We start from the raw sequence: 12,653 nt of genomic DNA, 5'->3' as shown, positions 1-12,653 counted from the left end.
CCTCTTACTTGAGAAGGTGCTGGACTGCCTCACGCTCGGAGCGCAGCTCCTCCACGTTGGCCTGGATGCGCTCCTTTTGGAAATCGCTGAGTTCCAGCCCCTGGACGATCTCCCAGGTTCCGTTCTTGGCCACGGTGGGGAAGCCGAAGATGAGGCCCTCGTCCACGCCATAAGAGTCGTCAGAGACTACGGCTGCGGTGCGCCAGTCTTCGGTGCCGTGGATCCAGTCATGCATGTGGTCCACCGCTGCGGAGGCAGCAGAGGCAGCGGAAGAGTGACCGCGCACCTCGATGATCTCTGCTCCACGGTTAGCCACCTTGGGGATCATCTCGCCGGTGTACCAGTCCTGATCCACTTCCTCGTTGACGTAGGTGAGATCTGGGAACTGGGTGGCGGAGTGGTTGCCCCATACGGCAACCTTGGTGAACTCAGCGGTGGGGCGGCTCGTCTTGAGCGAGAGCTGGCTCAGGGTGCGGTTGTGGTCCAGACGCATCAACGCGTTGAACTGGCTCGGGTCAAGGTCCGGCGCGCTGTTTGCTGCGATGAAGGCGTTGGTGTTTGCTGGGTTGCCCACGACGAGCACGCGGACATCGCGTGCAGCGTTGTCGTTGATAGCCTTGCCCTGGACCGTGAAAATGGCACCGTTTGCCTCAAGCAAGTCGGCGCGCTCCATCCCCTTGGAACGCGGGCGTGCACCAACCAAGAAGGCAGCCTTGGTGTCCTTGAAAGCTACGTCCGGATCATCGGTGACGGTGATGCCGCGCAGAAGCGGGAAGGCGGAGTCGGCCAGCTCCATGGCAACGCCCTCTGCAGCGCCGACGGCCTGCGGGATCTCCAACAGCGCGAGCTCTACTGGGGTGTCCTTGCCGTAGACGTCGCCAGCAGCAATACGCCACAAAAGTGAGTACGCAATGTTGCCGGCTGCACCGGTGACGGTGATCTTCACTGGTTGATTAGCGGCCTGGGTCATGTTCAGTCCTCCTAAGGAAAAGCGGTGCCAGAAATGGCGTTCTTCAATCCCCACACTAGCCCTCTTTTGCCCGAACGTGTCGTGGACAACTCCCCTCTTTCGGAGTCATCCTTAATCACAATTTCCACCAAACTACCCCCGAATGTCCCGCAGTTCGCGACTTTATTCTTACTTGAATCTCGGAAATGTTTGTTTTTCGGCACTATAGGAGGAGGAAAAGAGAAGAATCTGGGAAAGATTCGTACTGACATAGGACATCAAGGACGTAAAAATTATGACCATGGACGCCACTGATTCGGCTTCGACCGATTCCGTCGGCACCGCCGAACTCTCAGGCTCCGTCGAGCGAGTCATCGACGTAGCCATCGAGCAGTTTTCTGAGTTGGGTTTTGCTGACGCAAAGTTGGACAATATCTCCCGCCTCGCTGGCATGTCCAAGCGCATGATCCACTACCACTTCGGCGACAAGAAGGGGCTCTACCAGCAGGCTCTGAGCACGGCCGCGCGGCGCCTCAACCCGCCGGCGGGTTCTCTCGACATTGATTCAGCCGTCCCAGTAGAAGGCGTCCGCACGCTAGTTGACTGGCTGTTCAAGCAGCACGTTGAGCACCCTGAAGCAATCCGCATGATGACCATGGAAACCTCCACAGGCGCTTTGGAGACGGGCCAGGCGCTCATCGACGTCTCTGAAGTCTCCCTGCACCTCGACAAGCTACTCATGCTGGGTCAGGATTCCGGTGCGTTCCGCCCGGGTATTTCCGCCAATGACATCTTCACGCTCATTGCGTCGCTAACGATGTACCGCGTAACCAACCGTTCAATGATGCAGAACCTGCTGGATATCGACATGCACAGCCCAGAAAACACCGAGGGTATGCACCGCATGGCAGTCGACGCAGTCTTGGCCTTCCTCACCGCAAACATCCCGGACTCGGGGTACAGCTCTTATCTGTCCACGGGAGCCTCGGTGGAAGACAACGACTCAATCCCACAAGATATCTACTCCAGCGACGAAGACCAGAGCGGGGTCTGACATCTACACCTAAACCTTTGCTCTTTAGCTTTATGCCTAAAGGGCCGCAGATCTTAAGTGATCTGCGGCCCCTTAAAGCCATCTGCCCTTAGGCGGATTCCTTTTCAGCGTCGGTGTAGACAAAGCTTGGCTCATCTTCGCCCTTCACGCAGGCCTCGGTGATGTGGACCGCAGTGATGTCTTCGCGGTCAGGCAATTCGTACATGATGGGTACCAGCAGCTCTTCCATGATCGCGCGCAGACCACGTGCACCGGTCTTACGCTCGAGCGCGAGCTCCGCGATAGCACCCAATGCCCCGTCCTCGAAGACGAGCTCCGCGCCGTCCATCTCGAACAGGCGCTGGTACTGCTTGACCAGTGAATTCTTCGGCTCGACCAAGACCTTGACCAAGGACTCGCGGTCAAGGTTATCCACGGTAGCCACGATGGGCAGACGGCCGATGAACTCAGGAATGAGGCCAAACTTCACGAGGTCCTCAGGGCGAACCTCGGAGAAGAGGTCGAGCTTCTCGCGCTCGTCCGCAGTCTCCAGCTTGGCGCCAAAGCCCACGCCCTTCTTGCCCACGCGCTCCGCGATGACCTTATCCAGGCCTGCGAACGCACCGGCGACGATGAAGAGAATGTTGGAGGTATCCAGCTGGATGAACTCCTGATTGGGGTGCTTGCGCCCACCCTGCGGCGGAATCGCAGCGACGGTGCCCTCGAGGATCTTCAGCAGCGCCTGCTGCACACCCTCGCCGGAGACGTCACGCGTGATCGAGGGATTCTCAGACTTGCGGGAAATCTTGTCCACCTCGTCGACGTAGATGATGCCGCGCTGTGCGCGCTCCACATCAAAGTCCGCCGCCTGGAGCAGCTTGAGGAGGATGTTTTCCACGTCCTCGCCCACGTAGCCCGCCTCGGTAAGGCTGGTTGCGTCCGCAATGGCAAACGGGACGTCGAGCATGCGCGCCAGAGTCTGCGCCAGGTAGGTCTTACCGGAACCGGTGGGACCAAGCAGCAAAATGTTGGACTTAGCAATCTCTACGTTCTCATCTTCGACCTTCTTGCGGCGCCCTTCAAGGCCCGCGGTCTCTTCTACCTTGATGCGCTTGTAGTGGTTGTACACAGCCACTGCAAGCACACGCTTAGCCTGATCCTGGCCTATGACGTACTTGTCGAGGAAGGAAGAAATCTCCGACGGACGGGGAAGTTTTACTTCCTTGTCCGCGGTCTCAGCAGCCGCAGCGGCGCCGAGCTCTTCTTCGATAATCTCGTTGCACAGCTCAATGCACTCATCACAGATGTAGACACCGCCGCCGGCGATGAGCTTTTTCACCTGCTTCTGGCTCTTGCCACAGAAGGAACACTTGAGCAGGTCAGCGCTTTCTTGCATACGTGCCATTAAGGTCTTTCCACTCGCTTTTCTTCAACTTGAGGTGGGCGGATTCCGATGCGGAGAGTACTCGTATCCTGCACACCCAGAAGGCGCGTCCCACAGATATCTCCACCTTAGTAAATCAACACGACACGACCCTCATTCATTCCTCCGCGTGGCGCAGCCTCAACCTTTGCTTAAGACCCCTCCAAGGCCGGTCCTGAATTTAAAAAGCTGCTCCGTAGACATAGACCAAGCTGTCCAGTACCTTGTCCGCAAGCAATCAGGGTCTCTCGAAAAGGCCCTAAGTCATATCTTTAAAACAAACGCAAAGGTTGCAGCACGCATGGATATTCTTAAGCCCATCGACGGCTCCCCTATGGGATTGCGGTAATGGTCTGTCATTTTCATCGCCTTGTACCTCAACGCTCTCGACGGCTATGACACGGTCGCGATGGCATTCGGCGCCGGCCAGGTGGCCGAAGCCTTCACCTTGAGTGACGTCCAGCTCGGCTGGCTGCTCTCCGCCGCCCTCATCGGCATCGGCCTGGGTTCCCTCTTCCTTGCCCCGACCGCCGACCGTGTGGGCCGTACACGCCTTATCACCATCTCGCTCTTCATCGACTTGGTGGGCCTAGTTGCCACGGTCTTCGCCCCGACTTTCGCTCTGCTCTTCATCTTCCGCGTTCTCACCGGCATCGGCGTCGGCGGCGTGCTCGTCTGCGTCACCGTCTTGGTCAGCGAATACTCGAATCTCCGCTTCCGTGGCCTGGCGGTGGCAATCTATGCCTCCGGCTACGGCCTGGGCGCTTCCTTGTGCGGCGTCATCGCATCGGCCGTGGCGCCGTCCTACGGTTGGCAGGCCATCTTCTGGGTAGGTGCCGGCCTTACCGTCGTCGCCATCGCACTGACCGTCCTCTTCGTTCCCGAGTCCGCTGACTTCCTGGCCGCCCGCGGCCGTATGGACAAGGTTCGCTCAATCGCCGCCAAGTTGGGTCTCAAGGGCGAGGTCACCGTCCGCGCCACCAAGGACGAAGAACCGCGCGCTCCCTTCAAGGACATCCTCTCCCCCTCCTTCGTGCGCACAACCATCAAGCTGTGGCTGGCTTTCTCTTTCGTGATGTTCGCCTACAACTTCACTTCCCAGTGGACCCCGAAGCTGCTCACGGAGGAAGGCCTCACCGCGCAGCAGGGCGTCATCGGTGGCATCATGCTGTCCATCGGCGGCACCATCGGTGCGCTCATCTTCGGATTCCTCACCACGAAGATCGATGCCCGCCCACTGCTCATCGTCTCGTGCTTGGTAGCCTCCGGCGTGCTCGTGGGGTTCATTTTCTCCACGTCCGTCCCGACCCTGATGTTCTCCCTGGGCGTCGGCGTGGGCCTCACCTTGAATGCCTGCATCACCGGCCTGTACACGGTTGCTCCAGAGTCCTACCCGTCTGCACTGCGCACCACGGGTACCGGCGCCGCGATCGGCATCGCACGCGTGGGGGCAACGCTCGCCCCGATCCTCACCGGCTACCTCCTCAGCTCCGGCTGGACTCCGACGGGCCTGTACACACTCGCTGGTGCAACGGCGCTTCTCGCCGCACTTTCCCTCTTCGGTGTGCGCGCCTACTCCGCCAAGATCGCCGATGAAGCTCCAGCTTCTACGCCTGCTGACGCCGCGCTTTCCGTCGCCCCTCTCACCAGCCGGGTTTAGCCTCTACGCTGGGAAGGTGGAAACCGCTTTTCATCTTCCCAGCCGAAGGAGACCCCATCATGTTCGACCTGACGAACCAAGTTGCCATCGTTACCGGTGGCGCCGCCGGCATCGGGCGCGGAATTGTATCCGCGCTGCGCGAAGCAGGCGCACACGTCGTCATTGCTGACATCGATCTAGAACACGCCCAAGCTACTGCCGCCGAGCTCGGCGCGGAGACCCTCAAGGTAGATGTCACCGACCGTGAATCCATACGTGAGCTCTACCGCACTGTGGTGGACAAACACAGCCGCATCGACATCGTCTGTTCCAATGCGGGCGTATTCCCCAACTGCCCCTTGGACGAGATGACGGATGAAAAGTGGGAGGCGATGTTCGCCATCAACACCCACGGCACGTTCAAGGTGGTCCAGGAAGCACTGCCTTTTATGCGCAAGCAGAACTACGGCCGCATCGTCATCACGACTTCCATCACTGGTTCCCACACTGGCTTCCCAGGTTGGGCCCACTATGGGGCGTCGAAAGCCGCCCAGCAGGGCTTCATGCGCTCGGCAGCCCTCGAAGTCGCACGTGACAATATCACCATCAACGGCGTACTGCCGGGCAATATCTTGACCGAAGGCCTGGAGGGCCAAGGTCAGCAATACCTAGACCAGATGACTCGCTCGGTGCCGATGCACTGCCTCGGTACCCCTCGCGACATAGGAAATGCCGCCGTCTTCCTTGCGTCTCGTGAAGCAAGCTACATCACCGGCCAGACGCTCATTGTCGACGGCGGCCAAATCCTCCCCGAATCCCCCGAAGCTATCCTTCCTCCCCGTTAGCGGAAGGTAGCGAACTTCTTGACCACCCAGCGGCTCAGAGCCAGAATGATGACGCCCAGCACGATGGAAGCCACGCCAAGTGAGATAAAGAAGGTGTTCTCTGCGGTGGCATCCTCCGGGTTGTAGAAACCAGCCAGGGAGCCAGCCAAGGAGGTACCCATGGCAACGGCCATCATCCACACCGCCATCATGCGGGAGGGGAAGGCACGTGGCGCGACCTTGGTAGCAAGCGCGTTACCAACCGGGGACAGCAAAAGCTCGCCCATGGTGAACAGGAAGAGGATGCCAATGATGGCAAACATCGGCGTGGAATTTGCACCGGTACCGGAGTACGGCAGGAAGAAGAACAAAGAAATACCGATGATGATGTTGGCGGCACCGAACTTCACCGGCGTGGACCACTGACGGTTACCGAGCCTGGTCCACATCGTTGCGAAAACCGCAGAGAAGATCACGATGAAGATCGGGTTGAAGGACTGCACGAGTGACGGCGGAATCTCGATGCCGAAGACGTTACGGTCCAAGCGCACGTCCGCATAGATGGTCATGACGGTGAACTGCTGCTGGAAGATACCGAAGAACAAAACACCAGAGACAAACAGAGGGATAAATCCCAGCAGACGCTTCTTTTCTTCCGCATCAACCAGCTCGGAGAAGTACATCTGGCACCACAATACGATTGCCGCCAACAGAGCAACGGCAGTGACGATGTTGGATAGCCAATCGACCTTGATAACGCCGGTTGCGATGGAAACTACCGCAATTGCCGCGATGCCAAGGACCGCAGCTAGGCCGAGCAGCACCTGTTTGCTGCTAGCAGGGTTCGGGACCTCGTGGCCTGCATCCTTGATGGTGGACTTGCGCATCAGGGTGTACTGAATCAGGCCCGCGAACATGCCGATTGCCGCGAGGCCAAAGCCCCAGTGGAATCCCTTCCAGCCCCACATGATCGTTGTGATCAACGGGCCGAATAGAGCGCCGATGTTGACCCCCATGTAGAAAATGGAGAAACCACCGTCACGGCGGGTGTCATCACGGCTATATAGCGAGCCAAGCACCACTTGGGCGGTGGTCTTCACACCGCCGGAACCGATGGCTATGAGAACCAAACCAATCGCCAGACCCGTAACGTCCGGAATAAACGCTAGGGCGATATGACCGAGCATCACCAGGTTCGCGGAGTAGAACAGGGTGCGCTCCGGGCCCAAAATTCGGTCTGCAACCAAAGAGGCCAGAAGGCAGGCCATATAGACCAGACCGCCGTAGGCACCAACCACGGACGTTGCAGCGGTCTTGTCCATGCCCAGTCCGCCATCGGTGACGGAGTAGTACATATAGAGCAAGACGATCGACTGCATGCCGTAGAAGCTGAAACGCTCCCACATCTCGATGCCAAATAGGTTGGCTAGGCCCCACGGATGCCCGAAGAACAGTCTTTCTTCAGACTCCGCTTTGTGTTCTGTCGCACCAGACAACTGCGTATTGTGATCTGACATATAAATAGTTGAGCACTAATTCTCGGTAGCAACAAATCGGTTGGTTGCCCGAAATAATTTTTAAGGCACGCAGCTGCAGAAAATTCCACGTCACGGCCCTGCACTGCGAAAACTTTCACACGCATATTTGCAACCGAAAAGACCGCGAACCGGAGCATCAACTTCTACTTCCGCCGTTCACTCTTGACGACGTAACAAAGCTCGCTTGTGGTTACTCACATAGGTGTTAAACCCACAAACCCATAAACCACCTTGGTAACCGTCACACATCCACCCGTAGGACGGACTTGGGTGATACTCCAAGACCTATAGAACTGAAAAGATTAAAGCCCTTGCACCACATATACGGTGCAAGGGCTTTGGCTCAATTACTACGTTTTAAGCGTTGAGCTTACGGTAATCAAAGACGGTATCGATGAGGCCGTACTCTACTGCCTCGTGGGCAGTCAGGATCTTGTCACGATCGGTATCGATGCGAACCTGCTCCGCAGTACGGCCGGTGTGCTCAGCCAAGGTGTTCTCCATGAGGCGGCGCATGCGCTCGATCTCGTTAGCCTCGATCTCTAGGTCAGAAACCTGGCCCTGGGTGCCCTGGGTGCGTGGCTGGTGAATCAACACGCGGGAGTTCGGCAGTGCCGCACGCTTGCCCGGTGCACCGGCAGCCAGCAGGACGGCAGCTGCGGAAGCAGCCTGGCCCAGGCACACGGTCTGCACATCAGGACGTACGTAGCGCATGGTGTCGTAGATAGCCATCAGCGCGGTAAAGGAGCCACCCGGGGAGTTGATGTACATGGTGATGTCGCGATCTGGGTCCTGAGACTCGAGGACCAGCAGCTGCGCCATGATGTCATTCGCCGAGGTGTCATCAACCTGGGTGCCAAGGAAGATGATGCGCTCTTCGAAAAGCTTGGAGTACGGGTTGGTGGTCTTAGAGCCTTGTGCGTTCTGCTCGATGAATTCCGGCAAAACGTAGCGGGAATTAGGCATTTGAAGGTTAGACATAGTGATAATTCTCCTTATTCCCTAGTTGCTAATCGGGCCGTTTACGGACTCGATGACGTGGTCAACGATGCCGTATTCCTTGGCCTGTTGTGCGGTGAACCAACGGTCACGGTCAGAATCCTTGGTGATTTGCTCAAAGCTCTGGCCGGTGTGCTCAGCGATCAGCTGCGCCATTTCACGCTTGGTCTGAGCAAACTGCTCAGCCTGGATGGCGATGTCAGCAGCGGTGCCACCCACGCCAGCGGAAGGCTGGTGCATCATGATGCGAGCGTGTGGCAGAGCGTAGCGCTTGCCCTTAGTGCCGCCGGAGAGCAAGAACTGGCCCATGGAAGCTGCCAAGCCCATGCCATAGGTGGCAATATCGCATGGCGAGTACTTCATGGTGTCGTAAATAGCCATACCCGCCGTGACGGAGCCGCCCGGGGAGTTGATGTACAGGGAGATGTCCCGAGTTGGGTCCTCAGCGGACAGAAGCAGAATCTGTGCGCAGAGCTTGTTGGCGATTTCATCGTCCACCTGGGTTCCCAGGAAGATAATGCGCTCGCGCAAGAGGCGCTCATAGACGCTATCGCCCAGGCTCATACCAGTAGCGGATGAGTTCATTGAAATCTTCTCAGACATTAATGATGCTCCTTCAATTGAAGAATTTTTAACTGGCCCCACCTTACCGACATTCTTCTCAAATTGGGCCCCTGTTCGCTATGAGCGTTGGAAGCGCTACGTCAGCACACACTAAGGTGCTGGGTTAAGATTTACCCATGTCTGTTTCCGAGCTTTCCACTAGCACACAGAATTATTTGAAAGCCATCTGGGGGCTAAAGGAATGGTCATCTGAGCCCGTAACCGCCACACTTATTTCAGCACGGTTAGGGCTCAAACTCTCCTCAGTCTCCGATGCAGTGCGCAAAATGACCAAGCAAGGGTTGGTATCACACACACCTTACGGAGCAGTGGAGCTCACCGGTCGGGGTAGACAGTATGCATTGGATATGGTGCGCCGTCACCGATTGCTTGAATCTTTCTTGGTACAGGCATTGGACTATACATGGGACGAAGTCCATGACGAAGCAGAAAATCTCGAACACGCAGTGTCGGACATGCTGATAGAGCGCGTGGACAAATTCCTCAATTTTCCCAGTAGGGATCCACATGGCGATCCTATTCCCACAGCCGATGGGAACATCACGATTCCTCGTGCACACCGGCTCTCTGACAGCGGAGCACAATCTCAGGTGATCGTTGAACGGATCTCCGATTCCGACCCACAACTACTAGCTTTCCTGAAAGAACACGGCATTGTCACGGGTGCCGTTCTAGACACGCGCGAAGGAGCCCCCTTTTCAGACTCACTCGAAGTTCGAGTATTTGATAGCGCTCCGTGGGTACTGCTCGGGCGCCCGGCTACCGACGCAGTTTTTGTAGCTCCTCATACCCCATAAAGCCATCCCCTCCGCCTAAACCTAAGATTACCTGCGCTTTTAAAATATACGTTGCACCGTAGTTTGCAACTACGCCCACACGTAATTAACCTATCGGATATCACATATCCCACGAATGGCTCAGGCCAGGATGAGCAGGATTGCTATGTCAGACTCACCAGATTTGGTGTACTTTTCGAGCGTTTCTGAAAACACAAAAAGATTTGTGGAACGCCTAGGCAGACCCGCAGTGCGAATTCCACTACGGCCCAAGAAAAACGGAATGATCCAGGTTTCACACCCGTATGTACTCGTCGTCCCCACCTACGGAGGCGGCTCTCTCAAACGCGCGGTTCCTAAACAGGTCATCGCTTTCCTTAACGACCCAATCAATCGATCCTTTATCCGCGGCGTCATTTCCTCAGGAAACACCAATTTCGGTAACGCCTACTGCGTAGCCGGCCAAATCATTTCCGCCAAGTGCCACGTGCCCGAGCTGTATCACTTCGAGCTACTCGGCACCCAAAAAGATATTGACACCGTAAAACAAGGTCTTCACAAGTTTTGGGAACAGCAAGAACACGTCAAAAGATGAAGAACACGTCCGGACCACACAGATTGGACTACACAATGACCCCTCCGCAGACCACACCCGCGCAGCCTGTTGACGCAACCCATCGCATCACCACCGGTGCTAACGACGAGAGCGGCGTTGGTAAGCGCAAAAGTTACCATGCGCTCAACGCGCAGCTGAACTTATTCGATTCTTCCGGGAGAATTCAGTTCGACAAAGACATTCAGGCAGCACAGGATTATTTAGCCCACCATGTTGCTCCCCGCATGCGCACATTTAGCTCCACCACGGAACGCCTGGAATGGTTAGTAGATAATGAATACTATGAGCGGGGTTTCCTCGAACTTTACGAGGACGAGTTCCTGTGCGCCATATATGACAGAGCACATCGCGCCCAGCATCGGTTCCGCACATTCCTCGGCGCATTTAAGTTCTTTACTTCCTACGCGCTAAAAACCTTTGACGGCTCAACACTCCTCGAAGGCTACGAAGAACGCGTCACCACCACAGCTCTTTACCTGGCACAAGGCGACAAAGCTCTTGCAGAGAAACTGGTGGACGACATCATGTCCGGACGATTCCAGCCCGCCACCCCTACTTTTCTCAACGCAGGCAAGGCTCAGCGCGGCGAAATGGTGTCTTGCTTCCTCCTGCGAATAGAAGACAACTTGGAGAGCATTGGCCGCAGTGTGAACTCCGCGCTACAGCTATCAAAACGCGGCGGTGGCGTGGCCCTATTGCTAAGCAATCTGCGCGAATCCGGAGCCCCGATCAAAAAGATTGAGAACCAAGCATCCGGCGTAGTCCCAGTTATGAAGATTCTGGAGGATAGTTTCAGCTATGCCAACCAACTGGGAGCCCGCCAGGGCGCTGGGGCTGTCTACCTGCATGCGCATCACCCAGATATTCTTCGCTTCCTCGATACCAAACGGGAAAATGCAGATGAAAAAGTTCGCATCAAGACCCTTTCACTGGGTGTCGTTATTCCGGATATAACGTTTCGCCTGGCCAAAGAGAACAAGGACATGCATCTGTTTAGTCCTTATGACATTGCTCGCGAATACGGCGTGCCCATGTCCGACATGTCTATCACCGAGCATTACGACGAGCTGGTGACCAATCCGCGAATTTCGCACACCACCATCAAGGCCAGGGAGTTTTTCACTACGCTTGCTGAGCTTCAATTTGAATCTGGCTACCCCTATATCCTCTTCGAAGATACGGTCAATCGCTCTAATCCCCTCAAAGGGCATATCAATATGTCCAACCTGTGTAGCGAGATCCTTCAAGTCAACGCGCCATCCACTCTTGACCCATCTGGCAATTACGCCACCATCGGCCAAGACATTTCATGCAATCTGGGTTCGCTCAACATCGCTAAGGCCTTTGAATCACCGGATTTTGGAGCAACTGTAGAAACCGCAGTGCGCGCGCTCACCCAAGTCTCAGAACTTACCGATATCGAAGCAGTTCCTTCCATTGCTAAAGGCAATGAATCCATGCACGCGATTGGTTTGGGGCAGATGAATCTCCATGGTTTCCTTGCTTCCAAACGGATTCACTATGGCTGCGCCGAGGCTTTGGACTTTACCAACTTCTATTTCCTGACTGTGACCTATCATGCGCTGCGCACATCCCATGCGTTAGCGGTAGAGAAAGGTCAGCGATTCCAGGGTTTTGAAGACTCTGCTTATGCCTCCGGCGCATTCTTCGACAAGTATCTCAAACAGGAATGGGTACCTGCCACCAAGCGAGTAGAGCAGCTTTTCCATGAAGCAGGCGTGCGGATTCCTACACGCGAGGACTGGCTGAAATTAAAGAATCAGGTGGCCCGAGACGGAATATATAACGCCTATCTACAAGCAGTTCCACCCACTGGATCAATTTCCTACATCAATGATTCGACTGCATCCATCCACCCGATTGCCTCCAAGATCGAAATTCGCAAGGAAGGCCGCTTGGGGCGCGTGTACTACCCCGCGCCGGGAATGACCAACGACAATGTGGAGTATTTCGAGGACTCTTTCACCGTGGGATACGAGAAAATCATTGATACCTACGCCATGGCCACGCAGCACGTGGACCAAGGCCTTTCTCTGACCTTGTTCTTTACTGCCGACAGCACCACTAGGGATATCAACAGGGCGCAAATCTATGCCTGGAAGGCCGGCATCAAGACCTTGTACTACATCCGTTTACGCCAATCCGCGCTCCAAGGCACTGAGGTCGAAGGCTGCGTCTCCTGCGCTTTGTAGGAGCACTGACCTCCCATCT

11 protein-coding genes are annotated in these 12,653 nt (G+C 56.2%); 6 read left to right on the top strand and 5 right to left on the bottom strand.

The window, feature by feature from the left end:
* Window positions 1-4: 4 nt before the first annotated feature.
* Window positions 5-970: a malate dehydrogenase gene (locus tag I6I72_RS10545; protein WP_201806856.1), complete on the bottom strand. Its 966-nt coding sequence runs from the start codon at window positions 968-970 to the stop codon at window positions 5-7.
* A gap of 274 nt (window positions 971-1,244) precedes the next feature.
* Here I6I72_RS10545 and I6I72_RS10540 point away from each other — a divergent pair, with 274 nt between their 5' ends.
* Window positions 1,245-2,003, top strand: a complete 759-nt coding sequence (locus I6I72_RS10540; RefSeq protein ID WP_049146668.1) for a TetR/AcrR family transcriptional regulator — start codon at window positions 1,245-1,247, stop codon at window positions 2,001-2,003.
* Window positions 2,004-2,091: 88 nt separating this feature from the next.
* On the opposite strand, the gene clpX is transcribed toward I6I72_RS10540, so the two are convergent.
* A complete protein-coding gene (gene clpX, locus I6I72_RS10535) occupies window positions 2,092-3,387 on the bottom strand; it encodes an ATP-dependent Clp protease ATP-binding subunit ClpX (RefSeq protein ID WP_005531777.1) in 1,296 nt (431 codons plus the stop codon).
* 388 nt (window positions 3,388-3,775) lie between these two features.
* Between clpX and I6I72_RS10530 the strand changes: the two genes are divergently transcribed.
* Window positions 3,776-5,065 carry an MFS transporter gene (locus I6I72_RS10530; RefSeq protein WP_236592619.1) on the top strand — a complete coding sequence of 430 codons (1,290 nt, stop codon included), beginning with the start codon at window positions 3,776-3,778 and terminating at the stop codon, window positions 5,063-5,065.
* A gap of 59 nt (window positions 5,066-5,124) precedes the next feature.
* Complete coding sequence (gene fabG, locus I6I72_RS10525; RefSeq protein WP_049146670.1) at window positions 5,125-5,889, top strand: 3-oxoacyl-ACP reductase FabG; 765 nt, start codon at window positions 5,125-5,127, stop codon at window positions 5,887-5,889.
* Here the strand turns inward: fabG and I6I72_RS10520 are convergent.
* From I6I72_RS10520 to I6I72_RS10510, 3 genes are all read right to left on the bottom strand, one after another.
* Entirely contained in the window at window positions 5,886-7,385 is a 1,500-nt protein-coding gene (locus I6I72_RS10520) for a peptide MFS transporter (protein WP_005531781.1), read from the bottom strand. The two genes, fabG and I6I72_RS10520, sit on opposite strands and share 4 nt — an antisense overlap.
* A 378-nt stretch (window positions 7,386-7,763) precedes the next feature.
* Window positions 7,764-8,387: an ATP-dependent Clp protease proteolytic subunit gene (locus tag I6I72_RS10515; protein ID WP_005531782.1), complete on the bottom strand. Its 624-nt coding sequence runs from the start codon at window positions 8,385-8,387 to the stop codon at window positions 7,764-7,766.
* Window positions 8,388-8,408: 21 nt separating this feature from the next.
* Window positions 8,409-9,008 carry an ATP-dependent Clp protease proteolytic subunit gene (locus tag I6I72_RS10510; protein WP_005531783.1) on the bottom strand — a complete coding sequence of 200 codons (600 nt, stop codon included), beginning with the start codon at window positions 9,006-9,008 and terminating at the stop codon, window positions 8,409-8,411.
* Window positions 9,009-9,145: 137 nt separating this feature from the next.
* Here I6I72_RS10510 and I6I72_RS10505 point away from each other — a divergent pair, with 137 nt between their 5' ends.
* From I6I72_RS10505 to nrdE, 3 genes are all read left to right on the top strand, one after another.
* Window positions 9,146-9,826, top strand: coding sequence for a metal-dependent transcriptional regulator (locus tag I6I72_RS10505; protein WP_049064218.1), 681 nt, complete (start codon window positions 9,146-9,148; stop codon window positions 9,824-9,826).
* A 115-nt stretch (window positions 9,827-9,941) separates the two neighbouring features.
* Window positions 9,942-10,400, top strand: coding sequence for a class Ib ribonucleoside-diphosphate reductase assembly flavoprotein NrdI (nrdI, locus tag I6I72_RS10500; RefSeq protein WP_034657571.1), 459 nt, complete (start codon window positions 9,942-9,944; stop codon window positions 10,398-10,400).
* 35 nt (window positions 10,401-10,435) lie between these two features.
* A complete protein-coding gene (gene nrdE, locus I6I72_RS10495) occupies window positions 10,436-12,634 on the top strand; it encodes a class 1b ribonucleoside-diphosphate reductase subunit alpha (RefSeq protein WP_034657573.1) in 2,199 nt (732 codons plus the stop codon).
* Window positions 12,635-12,653: the final 19 nt, after the last annotated feature.

Source organism: Corynebacterium striatum (assembly GCF_016728105.1).
Classification (GTDB): domain Bacteria; phylum Actinomycetota; class Actinomycetes; order Mycobacteriales; family Mycobacteriaceae; genus Corynebacterium; species Corynebacterium striatum.
The sequence above is the reverse complement of the archived record's forward strand: the minus strand, read 5'-3'. Positions and strand labels throughout refer to the sequence as shown.